This window comes from Streptomyces sp. NPDC026062 (genome assembly GCF_055568375.1).
Genome location: NZ_JBVHOQ010000001.1, coordinates 228324 through 249352 on the forward strand (window position 1 = coordinate 228324; position 21029 = coordinate 249352).

Below are 21029 nucleotides of genomic sequence, written 5' to 3' on the forward strand. Positions count from 1 at the left end.
ACAACGCTGTGCACGGACCGGTCTCAAGCGAGGCCGGCAAGCGTGAGGAGCAGGGACTTCACTTCGGTGGCCCGGACGGGTCCGGTGAACGCGTGGGGGGTGGAGCAGAGGATGAGCGGACCTTCGTCGTCGCTCAGAGGGAGGCGGCCGTGGCTGCCCCGGATGGGTGACGGGTCGAGCGGCACCACGGCCATGCGGTAGCGCATGCCGAGCTTCTTGCGGGCGACGGCCGCGGCCGCCTTGACCCGTACGTAGGGATCCGCGGGGTCCATGAAGAGCTCGACGGGGTCGTAGCCGGGTTTGCGGTGGATCTCGACGAGCTGGGCGAAGTCCGGCGCGCGGTCGTCGTCGAGCCAGTAGTAGTACGTGAACCAGGCGTCCCGGTCGGCGACGGCGACCAGCTCTCCGGAGCGGGGATGGTCCAGGCCCTGCGCCTTCTTGCCCTCGTCGTCGAGGAGTTGTTCGATGCCCGGGAGGTCCGCCAGGGCCGCGCGGGCCGTTTCGAGGTCCTCGGGGCGGCGTACGTAGACGTGGGCGATCTGGTGGTCGGCGACGGCGAAGGCGCGGGAGGCCATCGGGTCCAGGTACTCCATGCCGTCCTGGGTGTGGACCTCCAGGAGCCCGGCGCGGCGCAGCGCCCGGTTGATGTCGACGGGCCGGTCGACGCGGGTGATGCCGTACTCGGAGAGGGCGACGACGGTGCGGCCCTCGCTGCGGGCGTCGTCCAGGAGCGGGGCGAGCGCCCGGTCGAGGTCGGCCGCTGCCCGGAAGGCGCGCGGGTCGTCGGGGCCGTAGCGCTGGAGGTCGTAGTCGAGGTGCGGGAGGTAGCACAGGGCGAGGTCGGGGTGGCGGGTGCCGAGGATGTGCCGCGTCGCGTCGATGATCCACTGCGAGGAGACGAGGTCGGCTCCGGGTCCCCAGAAGTGGAAGAGGGGAAAGGTGCCGAGCTTGTCGGTGAGTTCGTCGTGGAGGGCGGGCGGCCGGGTGTAGCAGTCGGGTTCCTTGCGGCCGTCGGCGTAGTAGACGGGGCGCGGGGTGACGGTGAAGTCGGTGTCGGCGCCCATGGCGTACCACCAGCAGATGTTGGCGACGGTGTAGCCGGGGTGCGCCCGGCGGGCGGCGTCCCAGAGTCTGTCGCCCTCGACGAGTCCGTTGTGCTGGCGCCACAGCAGGACGTCGCCGAGTTCGCGGAAGTACCAGCCGTTGGCGACGATGCCGTGTTCGGCCGGGGTGGTGCCGGTGAGGAAGGTGGACTGGGCGGCGCAGGTGACGGCGGGGAGCACGGTGCCGAGCGGGGCGTGGGTGCCGGACTGTCCCAGGGCCTTGAGGTGGGGCATGTGGTCGAGGAGCCGGGGGGTGAGCCCGACGACGTCGAGGACCAGGAGAGGGGTGGGCCCGGAGGTGGTCATGGCAGCTCCTTGAGGCCGAGGTCGACCAGGAGGTCGCGGGCGAGGGTGAGTTCGGCGGCGATGCCGTCGGAGAGCTGGGCGCGGGTGCGGGGGCGCAGCTCGGCCGGGAGCGCCTGCCAGGTGTACGTCTCGACCTCCAGGTGCCGGGTGAGCGGCTGTGCGCCGCCGACCAGCCGGGTCAGCGTGGACCGGAGCACGGGCAGGGTGGAGGTGAGCGGGGGTGCCGGCGGTGCGTGCAGGGGGACGTGGAAGTGGGCGCGCCAGGGGGCGCTGTCGGGCAGGTTCTCGCCGGTGACGGCCTCGTCGAGGTCGTCGGTGCCGCGCAGTCCGGCGGCGGTGGCGGTCCTGGTCTGGTGGAGGAATCGGGGTTCGGCGAAGGCGGCGAGCGCGGTCCGCACCTCGGGGAGGTGGGGGTTCTCGGCGTGCAGAGCGGCGGAGAGCTGCGCCTTGACGGCGGGGATGCCGGCCGAATCGAGCGCGTCGAGCGCGGTGTCCGGGTCCTCGAAGGAGGTGGCGAGGTGGCAGGTGTCGATACAGACGCCGATGCGGGGGTGACCGACGGCGCTGAGGGGGGCGATGGCGTCGGCCGTGGTCTCGACGGTGCAGCCGGGCTCGGGTTCGAGGCCGATCCGGATGGATTTCCCGGTGAGCTCGGCGAGCGCGTCGAGGCGTTCGCCGAGGGTGGTGAGCGCGGCGCGTGCGGTACGGGCAGCTCGGGGATCGCCGTCGTAGGGGGTGCGCCAGGCGAGGGGCAGGGTGGAGATGGTGCCGTCGGTGACGTCGTCGGGCAGGAGCGTGGCGAGGAGCCGGGCGAGGTCGGTGGTGTGGGCGAGGCGTTCGGGATCCGTCCAGTCCGGCTTGTACACCCGGTACTTGACCTCCTCGGCGCCGAAGCCCTCGTACGGGAAGCCGTTGAAGGTGACGACTTCGAGGCCGCGGTGGTCGAGTTCGGTGCGCAGGGAGCGCAGCTGCGAGGGGTCGTTGACCAGGGTGCGGGCGGCGTCCCCGGCGAGCCAGAGGCCGATGCCGAGGCGGTCGCGGCCGAGCCGTCTGCGTACGGGTTCGCAGTGGTCGCGCAGCTGGGCACGGACACCTTCGAGTGTTTCGGCGGGGTGGACGTTGGTGCAGTACGCGAGGTGGACGACGGTGCCGTCGGGGTGGCGGAAGCGCATGGCCTCACTCCCCGCCGCGCAGGATGGAGTTGCCTTCGTGGAGCGGTTCGGGGGTGGTGGTGTCGAGGTGGAGGCGGCCGCTCTGTCCGTAGAAGGCGACGGGGTTGCGCCACAGGACCCGGTCGACGTCGTCGTCGGTGAAGCCCGCGGCGAGCATGGCGTCGCCCACCCGGCGGGTCTTCAGGGGATCGCTTCTGCCCCAGTCGGCGGCGGAGTTGACGAGAACTCTCTCGGTGCCGTGCAGCTGGAGGACGGCGATCATGCGGTCTTCGTCCATCTTGGTGTCGGGGTAGATGGAGAAACCGGCCCAGCAGCCGCTGTCGAGGGCGTCCTTCACGGTCGTCTCGTTGAGGTGGTCGAGGAGGACCCGTTCCGGGGCGAGCCGGGACTCGCGTACGACGTCGATGGTGCGGCGCAGACCTGCGAGCTTGTCGCGGTGCGGGGTGTGGACGAGCGCGGGCAGGCCGTGGTCGGCGGCGAGCTGGAGCTGGGCGGCCAGGGCGTGGTCCTCGGCCGGGGTCATCGAGTCGTAGCCGATCTCGCCGACGGCGACGACGGAGTCCTTGACCAGGTAGCGGGGCAGGGCGTCGAGGACCGGGGTGCAGCGGGGGTCGTTCGCCTCCTTGGGGTTGAGGGCGAGGGTGCAGTGGTGGGCGATGCCGTACTGGGCGGCGCGGAAGGGCTCCCAGCCGAGCAGTGCGTCGAAGTAGTCGAAGAAGCTGGCGGGCGAGGTGCGGGGCTGGCCGAGCCAGAAGGAGGGTTCGACCAGGGCGCGGACCCCGGCGTCGTACATCGCCCGGTAGTCGTCCGTGGTGCGGGACGTCATGTGGATGTGGGGGTCGAAGATGCGCATCAGGACTCCTCGGGTGGGGCCGTGGGGGCGGCGGGAGCGTGGGCGGGGGCGTCCGCGCCGGGGGCCGTGAGCTCGAGTACGCGGTGCAGGCCGGCGGGTACGGGGCGGCCTGCCGCGATGCGTTCAGCCGCGTAGTCGCCGAGCATCCGGGCGAGTTCGGCGTCGCCGCGGGCTCTCCGGGCCAGTTGGTCGACGGCTTCGACGGGGACGCCGGTGAACAGGCATTTGAGGACGGCGTGGCGCCAGTTGTGCGGGTCGAGGTGGGTGCCGGCGTACGGGCCGAGGGCGGCGGCGACCAGTGTGGTGTCGTTGGTGCGCAGGGCGTCCTCGACGAGCGGCAGGGCGGCCGGGCCGAGGCCGAGCGCGGGCGCGGGCAGGGCGAGCAGGACGGCGCGGCGTTCGGCGGCGGTGCCCTGCTCGTAGAGGCGGGTCAGGGCGGGCAGCCCGGCGCGGGACTCGACGATCAGCAGCGTGCGTACGGAGTCGGCGTGTTCGGGCCCGCAGTGCCGGCCGGCGGCGGCGTACCGCAGCTCCCACGGAGGCACGGCGTAGCTGTCCGCGGGCACGGTGTCCGGGTGGGCGGCGGCGTGGGCGGCCTCGGCGAGTGCTTCGTCGAGCCAGGCTCGCGCGGCTCCGCCGAGCAGGTGGTCGAGTTCCTCGCGGCTCAGGAGTGGGGTGGGTGGCATGACGTGCTCCCTTCGGCGGTCTCAGTTGCGCGGCGGGCGGTGCCTGTTGAGGAAGTCGAGGCTGGTGCGGGCGAGTTCCGGGCCCGCGTGGGAGTGGCGGGGCAGCTCGACGACGGTGAGTCCGGCGTATCCGGCGTCGCCGAGCGCGTCGAGTGCGGCCAGGACGGGCGGGAAGTCGATCTCGCCGTCGCCGAACGGGAGGTGTTCGTGGACGCCCCGGCGCATGTCCTCGATCTGGACGTGGCGCAGCCAGGGGGCGGCGTCGTGGACGCAGTCGACGGGCAGGGCGGGCTCCAGGCACTGGCAGTGTCCGATGTCGAGGGTGAGCCCGAGGGGTTCCGGGTCGCCGCACAGCACGCGCAGGTGGTGGAAGTCCGCGAGGTCGGCGAGGAGGTGTCCGGGTTCCGGTTCGATCGCGAGGGGCACCGCGGCCCGCTCGGCGGCTTCGAGGACCGGGCCGAGGGCGTCGGTGAGCCGCTGCCACGCGGTGTCGGGGGCGGTGTCCGGGGGTGTGACGCCGCTGAAGCAGTGCACGGCGTGGGCGCCGAGCGCGGCGGCGACCTCGACGGCACGGACGAGCAGGGCGGTCCTGGCCGCACGGGCATCCGGGTCCGGGTCCAGGAGCGAGGGGCCGTGCTTGCGGCGCGGGTCCAGGACATAGCGGGCCCCGGTCTCCACGGTGACGCCGAGCCCCAGCTGCTGGAGGCGGGCTGCGACGTGGCGGGTACGGGAGGCGAGGTCCGGGGCCATCGGGTCGAGGTGCATGTGGTCGAGGGTCAGGCCGACGCCGTCGTAGCCGAGGTCGGCGAGGAGTCCGAGGGCGTCGTCCAGGCGGAGGTCGGTGAGCCCGTTGGTGCCGTAGCCGAGGCGGAGTGTCATGTGGGGCTCACCTTCCGGGAGAGGGCGCGGGCGAGCGGGACCAGGCCCATGACGGCGAGGCCCGTACCGGCGGCCCCGGCACGTGCGGCGAGGACGGCCTGGAGCGGGATCATCGCCCGGATGCCGCTGCCGACGGCGCGCTGGGTGAGGGGTGGCGACGGGTTCAGAGCGGCGTGCGCGAGGGGGCGTGCGGCGGTACGGAGGTAGGCACCGCCGAGCGCGGTGACCAGGAGCCGTCCGGGGACGCCGCGCGCCGCGCCCCCGGCGGGCTGCCGCTCGCGCACCACGGCGCCGCCGATCGCGGCGACGGCCGCGAGGGCGGCGAGCGGCGCGCCGGTGGATCCGCCGCGGGTCTCGTGCCGCGAGACGGTGGTGACCGCGTAGGTGTGGGTGCTCAGCAGGGCGGCGGCGGTCAGTGCGGCACGGGTCGCCCGGGGTGCCGGGGACAGACCCGTGGCCACCGTTCCTCTCACTGCCGCTCCCCCGCCCGCCGCACCGGTGGCCACTCCCCCGGCCTTCGCGCCTGTGGCCCGTGCCCGTCCGGCTTCCGCGCCCCTGGCCGCTGCTCCCCCGCCCTTCGCACCCGTGGCCGTCGCTCCCAGCAGCAGGTCCAGGCCCCGTGCCGCCGCCATCGCGGCCGGTCCCGCCGGAGTGTGCTTCAGGCGCAGGTCGTACGCCCAGACCGTGGCCGCGAGGCCGGTGGCCACGGTGAGTGCCGGGCGGCCCGCGCGGGCGGCGAGGGCCAGGCCCGCCGCGGTCAGGGCGCCCGCAGCCGTGAGCGCGGCGCGGGGGGTGATCCGGCCCGAGGGGATCGGGCGGTGCGGCCGGTCGACGGCGTCCTCGTCGCGGTCGGCCCAGTCGTTGAGCGCCATGCCCGCCTCGTACAGGCAGAGGGAGGCGGCGGCGGCCAGGGCCGTCGAGCGGTCGGGCCGCCGCCCGACGGCCGCCGCTCCCGCGAGAGCGTCGCCCGGGACGGTGAACAGTGCGGAGACCCTGAGCAGTTCCGCCCAGGCGCCTGCCGTCACTTCTCCCCCCGCAGCCGCTCGGCGAAGGCCAGCAGCGCCAAGTACTGCTCGGACAGTGCCGCCGGTCCGCCGTCCGGGTCCTTGAAGTAGAACCCGAGCTCGGGGCGGGGGCCGGTCAGTCCGGTTTCGTGGGCGCGGGCCAGCAGTCGTGCCAGGTCGAGCACGAGGGGCGCGGCGAGGGCCGAGTCGCAGCCCTGCCAGGTGGTCTGGAGCACCATGCGCGCCCCGAGGAAGCCGTCGAAGGCGATGTGGTCCCAGGCGGTCTTCCAGTCGCCCAGTGCCGGGACGTCGTCGATGTGGACCTCGCCCTCGGGGGCGCTTCCCAGGGTGTCGGCGAGGACGCGTTCCTTGCCGGCGTTCTTCGCGGCGGCGGCGGCCGGGTCGGCGAGCGCCGCGCCGTCACCGCCACCCAGCAGATTGGTGCCGGACCAGGCCCGGACGGGCAGGGCGCGCTGGACGAACATCGGGGCGAGGACCGAGCGCAGCAGTGTCTGGCCGGTCTTGCCGTCGCGGCCCGCGTGAGGAAGTCCGCAGGCCGCGACAGCGTCCTGGAGAGCGGGGGCCCGCAGTCCGGTGGAGGGGGTGAAGTTGACGTACGGGCAGCCTGCCCGGAGCGCCGCGGCGGCGTAGAGCGAGCTGGCGGGGAGCCGCTCGGCGCCGGGGGCGGGTGCCGGTTCGGTGGAGGAGACGTTGACGACGACGGTCCTGGCCAGGCCGCCCCGGCGGCCGAAGTCGGTGAGGTCGGCGGCGAACGCGGTGATGAGCTCCTCGTCCGTCCGCGTGTCGCCGGGAAGGGGGCCTCCGGGGCGTATCTCCGCGTCGGCGGCGGCGAGTTCGGCCTGTACGGCCGAGGGGAGCCCGTGCGGCAGCACGCCCCCTGCGGCCAGGGCCTCGGCCCGTTTGGGAAGGGGACAGTCCAGGATGTCGTGGCCGCCGAAGACGAGCGAGGTCAGGGGTGGCAGACCGCTGTCGGCGAACGGGGCGGTCTCGGTGACCATGCCCGCTCCCGGGTGGAGGCCCGCCGCGATCGCCGCGCACCCCGCTGTCGCGGTGGTGGCGACGGATCCGCGTGCTCCGATGAACCAGACTCCGGTACGTACGCCGGTTGTTGACACGGGCTGCCTCCCTGGCTGGGGGTCCTGGCTGGGCAGAGCTGGTGGCGCTGTACGGGTGGGAGGTGGCGGCGGGCGGGGGTGTGACGCCCCGTCCGCCGCGGGCCTGGTGCCCCTCAGGCGGAGGGCAGTTCCTTCAGCTGGATGTTGCGGAAGGACACCTGGTCGTCGGCCCCGTGGTTCTGGAGGCCGATGTAGCCGTCCTTGAGGCTGCGGACCGGGTCGGTGTTGGTGAAGTCGTTGATCTTCACTCCGTTGAGGAAGATCTGGAGCCGTTCACCCCGGACCTTGATCTCGTAGCTGTTCCACTGGCCGGGCGGCCGCAGCACCTGGTCGCGGGCCTTGATGTCGGCCGCCTTGAAGGTGTAGACGGAGCCGGTGGTGCGGTCGACGGCGTCGGAGGCGTCGATCTGGACCTCGTAGCCGTTGTTCACCGCGGACCAGGGGTCGTCGGACTCGGGGAAGCCGACGAAGACGCCGGAGTTGTCGTCGCCCGCGAGCTTCCAGTCGAGCTTCAGGGAGTACGACGTGAGCTCCTTGGCCTGGTAGGTCAGCAGGCCCATGCCGCCCTGGGAGCGCAGCTCGCCGTCGACGACGTCGAACTTCCCGGGGCCTGCCTGCTTCCAGCCTTCGAGGGTCTTGCCGTTGAAGAGGGACCGGTAGCCGGTGCCGGGCTTGCAGTCGGCCTTGACCTGGCCGGCCGCGTACCGCACGCCGCCGAGGAGCAGCTTGCGGAAGTCCGCGTCGGCGTACGACTCCTTGGTGTGGCCGAGGCCGGTGTAGAAGGAGCGGCCTCCCTCGTAGGCCTGGCACCAGGTGATCGGGTGGTCGCCCTTCATGGTGCCGCCGGTGTAGGTGGTCTCGTCGAGTGTGGCGAGGACCTTCACCTTGTCGCGCGGGTTGGTGCGGTAGTTGTACAGCTCGTCGGTGCGCTCCCAGGCGTCGCCCAGGTGGGCGGTGGCCGGGTGCTTGTGGTCCTCGACACGGACGGTGACGGGCTGGATGGCGGGGTGGCCGGAGAAGTACGCGCCGACGAGTCCGCCGTAGAAGGCCCAGTCGTACTCGGTGTCGGCGGCGGCGTGGATGCCCATGTAGCCGCCACCGGTGGCGATGTAGTTCTCGAAGGCCTTCTGCTGGTCGTCGTCGAGGACGTCACCGGTCGTCGACATGAAGACGACGGCGTCGTAGCGGGCGAGGTTGGCGGTGGTGAACTGGCCCGCCTCTTCTGTGGCGTCGACCGTGATGTTGCTGTCCTTGCCGAGTTCCTTCAGGGCGGCGATGCCCTCGGGGATCGCGTCGTGGCGGAAGCCGGCGGTCTTGGAGAAGACCAGGACGCGCTTGGCGGTCTTGTCGGGCGGGGTGCTGGACAGCTCGAAGTCGTCGATGTCGTAGAGCGCGCCTTCGCCGCCCTTGAACACCAGGAACAGTTCGGTGGCCTTCTTCGGAACGCCGCGCAGGGGTACGTCGATGTCCTGGAAGGTCTCCCAGCCCCCGGTCACGGGCACGGGTGCGGAGCCGAGGATCTTCCCGGTCGCCGAGCCGGACCGTACTTCGAGGAAGCCGCCCGCGCCGCCGGAGGAGATCCGGGCGGTGAGCTTGGTGGAGTCACCGAGGATGTACGGCTTGAAGGAGATCCAGTCGTTGTTGTGGATGTCGCCGACGGTCTTGCCGCCCTCGGCGTTCGCCTTGTCGTACGTCTGGATGCCGGACGAGTCGTTGAAGTGCTCGGCCTGCCGGTGGCGCGGCTGGAGCTGCGACTGGTCGTGGCCGGTCAGCGCGGCCTGGCCGCCGCCCCCGCCGTCGGTGTACGAGGCGTCGATGACCCCGAAGATGTTCGCGTTGGGGTCGTGCCCGCCGTCCATCTCGGTCTTGATGGTGCCGGTGCAGCCGTGGGCCGAGGTGATCGGGTGTCCGTGGCTGTCGTGGCCGAGGACGAAGCGGACCTCGATCCGGGAACAGTCGATCGTGCCGTCCTCGGGATCGGTGACGGTGACCTTGAACGGGATCTCGTCGCCGAAGGTGAACAGCTGCCCGTCACCGGGGAGTTCCAGGTTCACCACGGGGGCGGTGTTGCCGACGGTCACATGGACGCTGGCCGAACCGGTGCGTCCGGTGGGGTCCTCGGCCGTGAGGGTCGCGGTGTAGGTGCCGTTCTTCTTGTACGTGTACGAGGGGTTGGCGGCCGTGGAGGTGCCGCCGTCGCCGAAGTCCCAGGCGTAGGTGAGGGCGTCGCCGTCACCGTCCGAGGTTCCGGCCGAGGAGAACTGCACCTTCAGCGGGGCTGTTCCCGATGTCCTGCTGGCCGCGGCCTCGGCGATCGGGGAGCGTCCTCCGGTGGCGTTCTCGATGCGGTAGAGCGCGGAGTTCTCGTCGCCGCCGAACCAGGAGAGGCCGTAGTCCAGGACGTAGAGCGCCCCGTCGGGCCCGAAGGCCATGTCCATGATCTGGGTGCCGGACCACGGGACGTCGTTGATGGACTGGACCTTGCCGTCGGCGTCCTGCTCGATGCGCTTGATCCACCGCCGGCCGAACTCACCGGCGAAGAAGTCGCCGTCGTAGGCCTCGGGGAACTTCACGGGCGAGTCGAGGTCGGCGTCGTAGTGGTAGACCGGGCCGCCCATCGGGGACTCGGATCCGGTGCCGAACTCCGGTACGGAAGCGCCGTCGTACGGGATCCAGGCGGGCTGGGCCGGGGGCAGGTCGACGATGCCGGTGTTGTGCGGCGAGGTGTTCTTCGGGGCCGCGCAGTCGAAGGCGGCGCCGGAGGTCTTGGTGGCGAAGTCGTAGTCCAGGTAGGCGTCGTTGTCGCCGGTGCAGAACGGCCAGCCGAAGTTCCCGGCCTTCGTCACCCGGGCGAACTCGACCTGGCCGGCCGGTCCGCGCTTGGGGTCGGCCGCGCCGGCGTCGGGCCCGTAGTCGCCGACGTAGGCGATCCCGGTGGCCTTGTCGACGGAGAAGCGGAAGGGGTTGCGGAAGCCCATCGCGTAGATCTCGGGACGCGTCCTGTCCGTGCCCGGGGCGAAGAGGTTGCCGTCCGGGATGGTGTACGAGCCGTCGTCGGCGACCTTGATGCGGAGGAGCTTGCCCCGCAGGTCGTTGCTGTTGCCCGCGGAGCGGCGGGCGTCGAACGCCGGGTTGCGGTCCGGGCGCTCGTCGATGGGGGTGAAGCCGTCCGACGCGAAGGGATTGGAGTCGTCGCCGGTCGAGAGGTACAGGTTGCCGTCGGCGTCGAAGTCGATGTCACCGCCGACGTGGCAGCAGATGCCCCGGGACGCCTGGACGTCGAGGACCTTCTTCTCGCTGCCGAGGTCGAGCGTGCCGTCCTCGTCGAGAACGAAGCGGGAGAGCCGGTTGACCCCGTCGAACTTGGCGAAGTCGGCGGCGGTTCCGGTCTCGGGGGCGTCGCCCGCGGGGGTGTCGAGCGGGGGCGCGTAGTAGAGGTAGATCGCCCGGTTCTCGCTGAAGTCCGGGTCGACCCCGATGCCCTGGAGGCCTTCCTCGTCGTGCGAGTAGACGGGGATGACGCCGGAGATCCGGGTGTTGCCCGCGCTGTCGGTGATGCGCAGCTCGCCGCTGCGTGAGGTGTGCAGCACGCTGCGGTCGGGGAGTACGGCCAGCGACATCGGCTCGCCGGTCTCGGCGGCCCCCTTGGCGAGGGTGACCTGCTGGAAGTCCTCGGCGGCCGGGGCCGGCGCGGGTTCCTCGTGGGCGGCGGCCGTGCCCGAGACGGTGCTCAGGCTGAGGGTGGCGGCGGCCAGCAGGCCGCCGGTGAACAGGGCGAGGGACTTTCGGAGGCGGAGCCGGGTTCGGGTCCTGCCGCGGGTTCTGTGCACGAGTGTCCTCCGGAGATGGCCGGTGGTACGGGCGGGTGCTGCCGAGCCGTTGGGCGCGGGGACTGCCGCGCAGGTCAGCCGGGGCCTGTCAGACTCCGGCGACGGGGGGTTATGTCATGTACACGATTTGGACGGTAGACCTGTTCGTCCGGAACGGATAGCCCTTGTGCGGCGGTCTTGTCGAACTTTTCCCATGACCAGGACAAAGGAGCGTGCGGGCAGGGGGGACCGGCCCGGCGGCGGGTGCGGTGCCGCCGGGCACGATGGGGCCCCTTGGGCGATCGAGGAGCGACGGGAGGGCGGCGGGGCCCGGAGACCCCGCCGCCGGTGCCTCAGTCCTTGCCGCCGAAGGCCGCGTCGAACGACGCGCTCGGCGGGTCGAAGTCGAACCGCTTCAGCGACGTCAGCGCCTCCGGCGCACCGGCCAGCCGGTCCATGCCCGCGTCCTCCCACTCCACGGACACCGGGCCCTCGTAGCCGATCGACCGCAGCATCCGGAACACGTCCTCCCAGGGCACGTCACCGTGCCCCGCCGAGACGAAGTCCCAGCCCCTGCGCGGATCGCCCCACGGGAGGTGCGAGCCGAGCCGGCCGTTGCGGCCGTCCAGGCGCTTGCGGGCCTCCTTGCAGTCCACGTGGTAGATCCGGTCCCGGAAGTCGTACAGGAAGCCCACCGGGTCGAGGTCCTGCCACACGAAGTGGCTCGGGTCGAAGTTCAGCCCGAACGCCGGCCGGTGGTCCACCGCCTCCAGCGCGCGGTGCGTGGTCCAGTAGTCGTACGCGATCTCGCTGGGATGCACCTCATGGGCGAAGCGCACCCCCTCCGCGTCGAACACGTCCAGGATCGGGTTCCAGCGCTCCGCGAAATCCTCGTACCCCCGCTCGATCATGTGCGGCGGGACCGGCGGGAACATCGCGACCAGGTGCCAGATCGACGAGCCGGTGAAGCCGATGACCGTGTCCACGCCGAAGGCGGCGGCCGCCCGCGCGGTGTTGCCGATTTCCTCGGCGGCCCGCCGGCGCACCCCTTCGGGCTCCCCGTCGCCCCAGATCCGGGCGGGCAGGATGCCCTGGTGACGCTCGTCGATCGGGCTGTCGCAGACGGCCTGGCCCACCAGGTGGTTGGAGATCGCCCAGCACTTCAGCCCGTACTTGTCGAGCAGTCGGTGCCGGCTCTCCAGATAGCCGGGGTCGGCCAGGGCCTTGTCCACCTCGAAGTGGTCTCCCCAGCAGGCCAGTTCGAGCCCGTCGTAGCCGAAGTCACGGGCGTACCGGCAGACGTCCTCCAGGGGAAGATCGGCCCACTGACCGGTGAAGAGGGTGAAGGGACGGGGCATGCGCGGGACCTCCCAGGTCGTGTCCGGAGTTTCCTGTCGTCCGCGCGGAGCGCGGGTGCGGCGGCGGTCGGTGCGTGCGATCGGCGCGCCGGTGGGCGGGTGGGCGGCGGTCGGTGCGATCGGCATGCGCGGTCGCGGCTCGTGCGGGGGCGTGGGGCATGCGCGGTCGCGGGTCGTGCGGGCCGAGCCACCTGTCCTGCGACCCGCGCGCCCAGCGTGCGTGCCGGGCGCCCGGGGCGCAGGCAGGAGACCGCGGACACGTCCCTCAGGGATGTACGGGGGTGAATACCGAGTTCTTCGCGGCGCTCTCCTCCACCGCCGCCAGCACCCGCTGCACCTGGAGCCCGTCGGCGAACGACGGTACGGGCGGGGCCCCTTCGGCGATCGTCCGCACCGCGTCACGGGCCTGGTGGATGAACGTGTGCTCGTAGCCGAGCGCGTGCCCCGGCGGCCACCATGCCTCCAGGTACGGGTGCTCGGGCTCGGTGACCAGGATGCGCCGGAAGCCCGCGGTGGCGGCGGGCTCGGTGTGGTCGTGGAAGGACAGTTCGTTGAGGCGCTCCAGATCGAAGGCGAGCGAGCCGCGCTCCCCGTTGATCTCCAGCCGCAGCGCGTTCTTGCGTCCGGCCGCCATCCGGGTCGCCTCGAAGGACGCCAGGGCGCCGGAGGCGAGCCGCCCGGTGAACAGCGCCGCGTCGTCCACCGTCACCGCGCCGAACTCCCCGCCGGCCGCGACCCCGCCCAGGCCCCCCGAAGGTCCGGCGAGCAGCGGCCGTTCGCGGACGAAGGTCTCACTCACCGCCGAGACCCCCACCAGCGGCTCCCCCGCCAGGTACTGGGCAAGGTCCACGATGTGCGCGCCGAGGTCGCCGAGCGCCCCGGAGCCCGCGTGCTCCTTCTTCAGCCGCCAGGTGAGCGGCGAGCCCGGGTCGACCAGCCAGTCCTGGAGGTAGGTGGCCCGGACGTGCCGCAGGGCGCCGAGCCGGCCGTCGGCGATCAGCTTGCGCGCATAGGTGAGGGCGGGCACCTTGCGGTAGTTGAAGCCGACCATCGCGATCTGGCCTCGGGCGGCGGCCCGCGCCGCCGCCTCGGTCATGGCCTCCGCCTCCGCGACCGTGTTGGCGAGCGGCTTCTCGCACAGCACGTGCTTGCCCGCCTCCAGAGCCGCGATGGCGATCTCCGCATGGCTGTCGCCGGGGGTGCAGATGTCGACGAGCTGGACGTCGTCCCTGGCGATCAGGGCACGCCAGTCCGTCTCCGCCGCCGCCCAGCCGAGCCGGTCGGCCGCGGCGTCGACCGCCGTCCGGTCGCGTCCGCAGATCGCGGCGAGAGCCGGCCTCATCGGCAGCTCGAAGACATGGCCCGCGGTGCGCCATCCCTGCGAGTGGGCGGCGCCCATGAACGCGTATCCGACCATGCCGACCCCGAGCGTCGGTGCGCTCGCCATCGGCCGGTGCGTCGGCGGCGCGGCCGCCTCCTGCTCCGTCTCTTCCCTACGGGCCATCCGGGCTTCCTCCTCGTCGGTGGTTCGGTGGGTGCTGCGGGAGGGTCAGCACCCTCCCGCGGGGCGGCTCAGTTGAAGCCCGTCGGCAGGTACTGGTCGATGTTCTCCTTGGTGACCACGGCCGAGTAGAGGGTGAGGTTGGTCGGGATCTCCAGCTCGGCGAGGCCCGCCACGCCCTTGGCCTGGCCGAGCGCACGGGCCAGGTCGATGGCCGATGCCGCCATGGTCGGCGGGTAGAGGACGGTGGCCTTCAGCACGCTGTTGTCGGCCTTGATGGCGTCCATGGCGGACTTCGCCCCGGCGCCGCCGACCATCAGGAACTCGTCGCGGCCGGCCTGCTGGATGGCGCGGAGCGCGCCCACCCCCTGGTCGTCGTCGTGGTTCCACAGGGCGTCGAACTGCTTCTGTGCCTGGAGGAGTTGCGCCATCTTCGCCTGGCCGGACTCGACGGTGAAGTCGGCCGCCTGACGGGCCACCAGCTTGATGTTGGAGTAGTTCTTCAGCGCGTCGGCGAAGCCCTGGCTGCGCTGCTTGGTGAGCTCCAGGTTGTCGATGCCGGCGAGCTCGACGACCTTGGCGTTCGGCTTGTCCTTGAGCTGTTCGCCGATGTACGTACCGGCGTTGAGCCCCATGCCGTAGTTGTCTCCGCCGACCCAGCAGCGGTAGGCCTGCGGTGAGGCGAAGATGCGGTCGAGATTGATGACGGGGATGCCCGCCCGCATGGCCTCCAGGCCGACCTGAGTGAGCGCCTTGCCGTCGGCCGGGAGAATGACGAGGACGTCGACCTTCTTGTTGATGAGGGTCTTGACCTGGCCGATCTGGGCGGCGGTGTCGTTGGAGCCCTCGGTGGTCTCCAGGGTCACCTCGGAGTACTTCCTCGCCCGCGACTTGGCGTTCTCGTTGATCGCGTTGAGCCAGCCGTGGTCGGCCTGCGGCCCCGCGAAGCCGATGGTGACGGGGGTGCCCGGCTTGTCGTCGGCGGCAGGGGCGTTGCTCTGGGCTGCGGTGTTCTTCTCCTTGGGCTCGTTGCTGGTGCAGGCGGTCAGCAGAGCACCTGCGGAGACGGCTGCGGTACCGAGGAGCAGTCCTCTGCGGCTGGTTTCTGGCATGGCTGTCAAACCCTTCATCCGGAGCGGCGTGGGATGCGGAACAGACGGGTGTCGCGGGCGGGAGACGGCGGGTGGGTCAGGTCTCCCGGTGGGCCGAGGTGCGGCCCTGCACGAGGACGGCGGCGACGATGATCGCGCCCTTCGCGATCTGCTGGACGTCGGTCTGCAGGTTGTTGAGCGCGAAGATGTTGGTGATGGTGGTGAAGACGAGGACGCCCAGGACGGAGCCGACGATGGTGCCCCGGCCGCCGCTGAGCAGGGTGCCGCCGATGATCACCGCGGCGATGGCGTCGAGCTCGTAGAGATTGCCGTTGGTGTTCTGGCCCGAGCCGGACAGGATGATCAGCATGAAGGCGGCGACGCCGCAGCAGAGCCCGGAGAGCAGATAGAGGTGGAGCCGCTGCCTGCGTACGTCGATGCCGGCCAGCCGGGCCGCTTCCGCGTTGCCGCCGACGGCGACCGTGCGCCGGCCGAAGGTCGTACGGTTCAGCACCAGCCAGCCGACGACGGTGACCGCCGCGAACATCATGACCAGCGGCGGGATGCCGAGGACGTAGGCGCCGGGCAGTCCCAGGTCGAGCACCGACGTGTCGGTGACGATCTGCGTCTTGCCGTCGGTGATGTGGAGGGCCAGTCCCCGGGCGGAGGCGAGCATCGCCAGCGTCGCGATGAACGGCACCAGTCTGCCGTACGCGATCAGCACACCGTTGACGAGTCCTGCGCCGAGGCCGACCAGGACGGCCGTGAAGAGGATGCCCGCGAAGCCGAAGTCCTGGGTGGCGAGCGTCGTCGCCCAGACGGAGGCGAGGGCGACCATCGCGCCGACGGACAGGTCGATGCCGCCGCCGATGATGACGAAGGTCATGCCGACGGTGACGACACCGATGACGGATGCCTGGGTCAGGATGAGCTGGAGGTTCCCGGTGTCCAGGAAGGCGCCGGGTTCGGTGATGCCCCCGACGGCCACGAGCGCGGCGAGGACGCCGAGCAGGGAGAGGTTTCGGACGTCCGCGCGCAGCCCGAAGGCACGCGGGGACCGGTCCTTCTTCGGGGACGCGGGGGCGGACACGGGCACGGCGCCCTTGTCCGGCCCGCTCTGCTGCGCCGATGAGACGGGCTGCGTCATGACGTCGGGCTCCCTTCCATCACAAGGTCGAGTACGCGGTGTTCGTCGAGCTCCGTGGCGTCCGCCGTATGGACGACGCGCCCCTCACGGAGGACCAGCACCCGGTCGGCGAGGCCCAGCACTTCAGGCACTTCGCTGGAGACGAGCAGAACGGCGAGGCCTTCGTCGGCCAGCCGGCGGATCACGGCATAGAGCTCGGCGCGGGCGCCGACGTCCACCCCGCGGGTCGGTTCGTCGAGCAGCAGCACCCGGCAGCCGCGCAGCAGCCAGCGGGCGAGTACCGCCTTCTGCTGGTTGCCGCCGGAGAGGGTGCGGACGGGGGTGTCCGGGTTGTCGGGGCGCAGGGAGAGTTCACGGGTGGCGGCGCGGGCCGCTTCGCGTTCGGCTCCCCGGTCGATCCAGCCGGCCCTGGAGAAGCGGGACATGGTGGAGACGGAGACATTGCGGGTGACGGATTCCAGCATCAGCAGGGCCTGCGCCTTGCGTTCCTCGGGAGCGAGGCCGATGCCCGCGGCGACGGCGGCCCGGACGCTGCCGGGCCGCAGCGGCTTGCCCGCGACCGTGACCTGGCCGGCGGTGGCCTTGCGGGCGCCGTAGATGGTCTCCAGGATCTCCGAGCGCCCGGAGCCGACCAGTCCGGCGAGGCCGACGATCTCGCCGGGCCTGAGATCCAGGTCGACGGGGTCGAACTCGCCCTTCCTGGTGAGGCCTCGCACCGTGAGGACCGGGTCGGACGCGGGCGCGGTGGAGGTGGCGGAGTCGGGCGCGGTGTCCTCGGGGGCGGCCCCGGGCCGGGGCGGGAAGACGTACTCGACGTTGCGGCCGGTCATCATGGCAACGATGTCGCGCGTCGGTGTGGACTCGGCGGGGAGTCCCCCCGCGACGGCCCGGCCGTCCTTGAGCACGGTCACCCGGTCGCCGATCCGGCGGATCTCCTCCAGGCGGTGCGAGATGTAGACGACGGCGACACCGTCGGCGGTCAGCGAGGCCACGATCCGGAAGAGATTGTCGACCTCGTCGGGGTCGAGGGCCGCGGACGGCTCGTCCATCACGATGAGGCGTACGTCGTGCGAGAGCGCCCGCGCCATCGAGACGATCTGCTGCTGGGCCGCGGAGAGTTCACCGACCGCGTGGGCGGGGTCGATCTCCGGATGGCCGAGCCGTCCCAGCAGGGCGGCGGCCGCGGTACGGCCGTCCCGGATGCGGACCACGAAGCCCGCACGGGTGGGTTCATGGCCCAGGAAGACGTTCTCGGCGACCGACAGGCCCTCGACCAGGTCGAGTTCCTGGTAGATGGTGGCGATCCCCAGACGCATCGCGGTGATGGGCGACCTGAGTACGACAGGCGCGCCGCACCAGGTGATCTCGCCGTCGTCGGGCTGATGGGCGCCGGCGAGCACCTTGATGAGGGTGGACTTCCCGGCGCCGTTCTGGCCGAGCAGGCAGTGGACCTCACCGGCCCGGACCTCCAGGTCAACGCCGTCCAGGGCACGCACCCCGGGGAAGGACTTGGTGATGCCGGACATGGTGAGCAACGGTGGTTCTGGAGCCATGACGATTCCCCTCGGCGAATGGGGTCTCCCCCGCTCGGACGAAGCCGAGAGTTCGGGGAAGGGCCGGTGAGCGGGCAGGGCGCGGTGCGGTCCCGGGGCGTCCCCGGACCCCGGCCTGGAGCGCGGGGCGGTGCCTTGGTGGCCTGCGAGCGGTGCTGCGGGCCGGGTGAAGCGGTGCGGGCCGGTGGAGAGCGGTGCTGCGGGCCGGGTGAAAGGTGGTGCGGGCCGGTGAAGGCCGGTGCTGCGGGGCCCTTGAGGAGTGTGCTGCGGGCCCGGGTGGAGAGCTGGGCAGGAGAGGGGTCAGGCCGGTGAGAAGAGGTGATCGCTGATGAGCCTGGCCGCGCCGATGACTCCGGCGGCGGGTCCCAGCTCGCCCAGCACGATCGGGAGGTTTCCGGTGGCCAGGGGCAGGGACTGCCGGTAGACCTGGGTCCGGACGCTGGCCAGCAGCGTGTGGCCGAGGCCGGTCACTCCGCCGCCGATCACCACCAGACCGGGGTTGAAGAAGCTGACGAGTCCCGCGATGACCTGTCCGACCCGGTTGCCGCCTTCACGGATCAGGTCGAGCGAGGTGGGGTCGCCCGCGGCCGCGGCGGCGGCGACGTCGGCGGAGGTGAGCTTCCCGGACACCTCCAGCCGGGCCGCGAGCTCCGGGGACTGTCCGGCGCGTGCCGCGTCCTCGGCGTCGCGGGCCAGCGCGGCACCGCTGAAATGTGCTTCCAGGCAGCCCCGGTTGCCGCAGGCGCAGGGACGCCCGTCGGGTTCGACCTGGATGTGTCCGATGTCCCCGGCGCTGCCCGTCGTACCCCGGTGGACCTCGCCGCTGACGACGATGCCGCAGCCGATGCCGGTACCGATCTTGACGCAGAGGAAGTCGCCCACGGAGCGGGCGACGCCCGCGTGCTGCTCCCCCATCGCCATCAGGTTCACGTCGTTGTCGACCATGACGGGGCAGCCCAGCTCCTGGCTGAGTGCCTCGCGGACCGGGAAGCCGTCCCAGCCGGGCATGATCGGCGGCGCGACCGGGATGCCTTCGGGGAAGCGGACCGGTCCCGGTACGCCGATGCCCGCGCCGTCGAACCCTTCGGCGAGCCCGGAGGCCCTGAGCTTGGCCGCCATGGACAGCACCTGCTCGAAGATGGCGACGGGACCTTCGCGTACGTCCATGGGGTGGTTGAGGTGGCCCAGGACCTCCAGTTCCGCGTTGGTGACCGCCACATCGACCGAGGTGGCGCCGATGTCGACGCCGAGGAAGCGCAGTGCCGGGGCGAGCCGGATGTTGTGCGAGCGACGCCCGCCGCGGGATGCGGCGAGTCCGTCGGCCACGACAAGGCCGGTCTCCAGCAGTCTGTCCACCTCGACGGCGAGCTTGGAGCGGGAAAGATCGACCTGATCCCCCAGCTGTGCCCGTGAGTTGGGCCCGCCGTCGCGCAACAGCCGGAGCAGTCGCGCCTGATGCGCATTCGCGGGTCGTGCCGTCATACGTCTCACGCGCCCCTCCCCGCCACACCGGCCTGTCCGTCGGGCTTTGGAGGGGAACGTAGCAGCGGTTGCCGGGGGTGGGAAGAAGTTGAGCAGGAATCCACCTCAACTTTCTCCATCTTGAGGACAAAGAGAGGTGGAGCAGGGCGGGCGGACCCCTCATCCACCTCGTGCCACTCGGACCGGGGCGCGCGTCCCCGCTCGCCGGACCGTGCGGCCGGCATCGGGGCGCACGCCGCCCAACGCACCGCACGGCAGCTGCTTCTACGGGAATGCGCCGCCCGATACGCCCAGCGGGCCGCTCCCTCACTCCCTTAGCATGAGGAGATGCGGACCTTCACGCACGGTACGTCTGTGTGGGGCGTAGCGAACCCGCCGCACCCCGGCAAGGTGACCGGCCTCAGCATGGCCGGGTTCCGTGTGCGTGCCCTGGACACCCTGCGGATGGTCCCGCATCCCGCCGTGACGCTGCTCCTGGAGTTCGGCGCCGGTTCGCCCGTCATCGACTGCGCTGCCGGGCCGAGCCGGCGGGGAAGCCTCGTGGCCGGGCCGGGGCTGGGATCCGGTGGCGCGGTCCGGGTGCGGGGAGAGAACGTCGAGTGCGTACAGGTGCGGCTGTCCCCGGTGATCGCACGCGCGGTGCTGGGCGTCTCCCCCGCCGGCCTCGACGGCACGGTCGTGTCCCTGGACGACCTGTGGGGAAGGGAGGCATCCCGGATCCGCGAGCGGTTGAGCGAAGCACCCTCGCGGCAGGACCGCTTCGGGATGACGGAGGCGCTGCTCGTCCGCCGGTACGCGGCCGGGCCACCGGTGGACCCGGAGGTGGTCCGGGCCTGGCACCGGATCATCGGCAGCCGGGGCCTGGTCCGGGTCGACGGACTCGCGGCCGAGGTCGGGTGGAGCCGCAAGCGGCTGTGGTCCCGGTTCCGGTCCCAGCTCGGCATCCCGCCGAAACGCGCGGTGAGGCTGGTCCGCTTCGACCATGCCGCCCACCGTCTGGTCGCGGGTGTGGCTGCGGCCCGGGTAGCGGCCGACGCGGGCTACACCGACCAGCCCCACCTGCACCGTGACGTCGTGGCGTTCACCGGAGCGACCCCCGCGGCCGTGGCCGGTGAACGGTTTCTCGCCGTTGACCACCTCGCGTGGCCGGACCGCGGCACACCCGCCTGAGGACGGTCCGGCCCGGCGGCCGGCGGCTGCCGTGCGGGCCGGCGCGAACACCGGCTCCCCGCCCCGGCGTCCGGGGCGGGAGAGTGCGGGATCAGCTCTTTTCGCGCTGGTGGTACGTCTGACGGGTGTGCTCGGTGTGGGCCCGCATGACCGCCGTCGCCCGCTCCTCGTCGCGCGAGGAGATCGCGGCGATCAGGGAGCGGTGCTCGATCCAGGACTGGGTGCCGCGCTGCCGGGCGACCGGGGTGTAGTACCAGCGGACGCGGGCGTCCACCTGCCCGGCCAGTTCGGAGAGGACGACATTGCCGGCCAGCTCCATGACCTTGGCGTGGAACGCGGCGTTGGTCGCCACCGCCAGGTCCACATCGTCGTCGGCGACGGCCCGCTCCCCCTCGGCACAGAGCTCCTCCAGGGCCGCGATGCCCGCCGCGCCGGAGTTGGCGGCGGCCAGCCGGGCGGCCTCCGCCTCCAGGAGCGTACGCACCGACAGCAGCTGGTCCGCCTCCTCCTCCGTGGGCTCGTGGACGAACGCACCCTGGGCGGGGCGCAGATCGACCCACCCCTCGGTGTTGAGCCGCTGCAACGCCTCACGCACCGGCTGCCGGGACACGCCGAGATGACCGGCCAGCTCGCTCTCGACCAGATGCTGGCCGGGGCGGAGCGCGCGGGTGGTGATGAGTTCGAGCAACGTCTCGTAGACGCGCTCGCGCAGCGGACCGGGCCGTTCCAGCTTCGGCACGGCCCCCTGCGGCAGTCCTGTGGACAACATCGCGGTCCCC

General features: G+C 72.0%; 16 protein-coding genes. 1 reads left to right on the plus strand and 15 read right to left on the minus strand.

Annotated elements, in window-relative coordinates:
* Nucleotides 1-23 precede the first annotated feature (23 nt).
* The 14 genes from ACZ4LX_RS00975 to ACZ4LX_RS01040 all read right to left on the minus strand — a co-directional run bounded on the left by ACZ4LX_RS00975 (nt 24) and on the right by ACZ4LX_RS01040 (nt 19080).
* Nucleotides 24-1409 carry a nucleotide pyrophosphatase/phosphodiesterase family protein gene (locus ACZ4LX_RS00975; protein ID WP_467636368.1) on the minus strand — a complete coding sequence of 462 codons (1386 nt, stop codon included), beginning with the start codon at nt 1407-1409 and terminating at the stop codon, nt 24-26.
* Entirely contained in the window at nt 1406-2581 is a 1176-nt protein-coding gene (gene eboE, locus ACZ4LX_RS00980) for a metabolite traffic protein EboE (protein ID WP_467636371.1), read from the minus strand. The genes ACZ4LX_RS00975 and eboE overlap by 4 nt, the downstream gene beginning before the upstream one ends.
* 4 nt (nt 2582-2585) lie before the next feature.
* The gene (locus tag ACZ4LX_RS00985; protein ID WP_467636373.1) at nt 2586-3434 is read right to left on the minus strand and encodes a TatD family hydrolase; all 849 of its coding nucleotides are present in this window, start codon (nt 3432-3434) and stop codon (nt 2586-2588) included.
* Complete coding sequence (locus tag ACZ4LX_RS00990; protein ID WP_467636376.1) at nt 3434-4120, minus strand: EboA domain-containing protein; 687 nt, start codon at nt 4118-4120, stop codon at nt 3434-3436. Before ACZ4LX_RS00990 ends, ACZ4LX_RS00985 begins: the two co-directional genes overlap by 1 nt.
* 21 nt (nt 4121-4141) lie before the next feature.
* The gene (locus ACZ4LX_RS00995) at nt 4142-4999 is read right to left on the minus strand and encodes a sugar phosphate isomerase/epimerase family protein (protein WP_467636379.1); all 858 of its coding nucleotides are present in this window, start codon (nt 4997-4999) and stop codon (nt 4142-4144) included.
* Complete coding sequence (locus tag ACZ4LX_RS01000; RefSeq protein WP_467636383.1) at nt 4996-6024, minus strand: SCO3242 family prenyltransferase; 1029 nt, start codon at nt 6022-6024, stop codon at nt 4996-4998. The genes ACZ4LX_RS00995 and ACZ4LX_RS01000 overlap by 4 nt, the downstream gene beginning before the upstream one ends.
* Nucleotides 6021-7175, minus strand: coding sequence for an inositol-3-phosphate synthase (locus tag ACZ4LX_RS01005; protein ID WP_467636860.1), 1155 nt, complete (start codon nt 7173-7175; stop codon nt 6021-6023). Before ACZ4LX_RS01005 ends, ACZ4LX_RS01000 begins: the two co-directional genes overlap by 4 nt.
* Before the next feature lie 77 nt (nt 7176-7252).
* On the minus strand, nt 7253-10969 hold the full coding sequence (locus ACZ4LX_RS01010) for a ThuA domain-containing protein (RefSeq protein ID WP_467636386.1): 3717 nt from the start codon (nt 10967-10969) through the stop codon (nt 7253-7255).
* A gap of 332 nt (nt 10970-11301) precedes the next feature.
* Nucleotides 11302-12306: a sugar phosphate isomerase/epimerase family protein gene (locus ACZ4LX_RS01015; RefSeq protein WP_467636389.1), complete on the minus strand. Its 1005-nt coding sequence runs from the start codon at nt 12304-12306 to the stop codon at nt 11302-11304.
* Between the two features lie 265 nt (nt 12307-12571).
* Entirely contained in the window at nt 12572-13810 is a 1239-nt protein-coding gene (locus ACZ4LX_RS01020) for a Gfo/Idh/MocA family protein (protein ID WP_467636395.1), read from the minus strand.
* Between the two features lie 68 nt (nt 13811-13878).
* Nucleotides 13879-14919, minus strand: coding sequence for a substrate-binding domain-containing protein (locus ACZ4LX_RS01025; protein WP_467636400.1), 1041 nt, complete (start codon nt 14917-14919; stop codon nt 13879-13881).
* A 76-nt stretch (nt 14920-14995) separates the two neighbouring features.
* Nucleotides 14996-16045: an ABC transporter permease gene (locus tag ACZ4LX_RS01030; RefSeq protein WP_467636403.1), complete on the minus strand. Its 1050-nt coding sequence runs from the start codon at nt 16043-16045 to the stop codon at nt 14996-14998.
* Nucleotides 16042-17598 carry a sugar ABC transporter ATP-binding protein gene (locus ACZ4LX_RS01035; RefSeq protein ID WP_467636408.1) on the minus strand — a complete coding sequence of 519 codons (1557 nt, stop codon included), beginning with the start codon at nt 17596-17598 and terminating at the stop codon, nt 16042-16044. Before ACZ4LX_RS01035 ends, ACZ4LX_RS01030 begins: the two co-directional genes overlap by 4 nt.
* A gap of 300 nt (nt 17599-17898) precedes the next feature.
* Nucleotides 17899-19080 carry an ROK family transcriptional regulator gene (locus ACZ4LX_RS01040; protein WP_467636411.1) on the minus strand — a complete coding sequence of 394 codons (1182 nt, stop codon included), beginning with the start codon at nt 19078-19080 and terminating at the stop codon, nt 17899-17901.
* A 327-nt stretch (nt 19081-19407) separates the two neighbouring features.
* On the opposite strand from ACZ4LX_RS01040, the gene ACZ4LX_RS01045 reads away from it, so the two are divergent.
* A complete protein-coding gene (locus tag ACZ4LX_RS01045; protein WP_467636414.1) occupies nt 19408-20250 on the plus strand; it encodes a helix-turn-helix domain-containing protein in 843 nt (280 codons plus the stop codon).
* Between the two features lie 91 nt (nt 20251-20341).
* On the opposite strand, the gene ACZ4LX_RS01050 is transcribed toward ACZ4LX_RS01045, so the two are convergent.
* Entirely contained in the window at nt 20342-21019 is a 678-nt protein-coding gene (locus ACZ4LX_RS01050) for a GntR family transcriptional regulator (RefSeq protein ID WP_467636418.1), read from the minus strand.
* Nucleotides 21020-21029 lie beyond the last annotated feature (10 nt).

Excerpts from the sequence above, each read along its gene's own strand:
- ACZ4LX_RS00975 (WP_467636368.1), bottom strand. The coding sequence starts at position 1,409 with ATGACCACCTCCGGGCCCACCCCTCTCCTGGTCCTCGACGTCGTCGGG.
- eboE (WP_467636371.1), bottom strand. The coding sequence starts at position 2,581 with ATGCGCTTCCGCCACCCCGACGGCACCGTCGTCCACCTCGCGTACTGC.
- ACZ4LX_RS00985 (WP_467636373.1), bottom strand. The coding sequence starts at position 3,434 with ATGCGCATCTTCGACCCCCACATCCACATGACGTCCCGCACCACGGAC.
- ACZ4LX_RS00990 (WP_467636376.1), bottom strand. The coding sequence starts at position 4,120 with ATGCCACCCACCCCACTCCTGAGCCGCGAGGAACTCGACCACCTGCTC.
- ACZ4LX_RS00995 (WP_467636379.1), bottom strand. The coding sequence starts at position 4,999 with ATGACACTCCGCCTCGGCTACGGCACCAACGGGCTCACCGACCTCCGC.
- ACZ4LX_RS01015 (WP_467636389.1), bottom strand. The coding sequence starts at position 12,306 with ATGCCCCGTCCCTTCACCCTCTTCACCGGTCAGTGGGCCGATCTTCCC.
- ACZ4LX_RS01020 (WP_467636395.1), bottom strand. The coding sequence starts at position 13,810 with ATGGCCCGTAGGGAAGAGACGGAGCAGGAGGCGGCCGCGCCGCCGACG.
- ACZ4LX_RS01025 (WP_467636400.1), bottom strand. The coding sequence starts at position 14,919 with ATGCCAGAAACCAGCCGCAGAGGACTGCTCCTCGGTACCGCAGCCGTC.
- ACZ4LX_RS01030 (WP_467636403.1), bottom strand. The coding sequence starts at position 16,045 with ATGACGCAGCCCGTCTCATCGGCGCAGCAGAGCGGGCCGGACAAGGGC.
- ACZ4LX_RS01035 (WP_467636408.1), bottom strand. The coding sequence starts at position 17,598 with ATGGCTCCAGAACCACCGTTGCTCACCATGTCCGGCATCACCAAGTCC.
- ACZ4LX_RS01040 (WP_467636411.1), bottom strand. The coding sequence starts at position 19,080 with ATGACGGCACGACCCGCGAATGCGCATCAGGCGCGACTGCTCCGGCTG.
- ACZ4LX_RS01045 (WP_467636414.1), top strand. The coding sequence starts at position 19,408 with ATGCGGACCTTCACGCACGGTACGTCTGTGTGGGGCGTAGCGAACCCG.
- ACZ4LX_RS01050 (WP_467636418.1), bottom strand. The coding sequence starts at position 21,019 with ATGTTGTCCACAGGACTGCCGCAGGGGGCCGTGCCGAAGCTGGAACGG.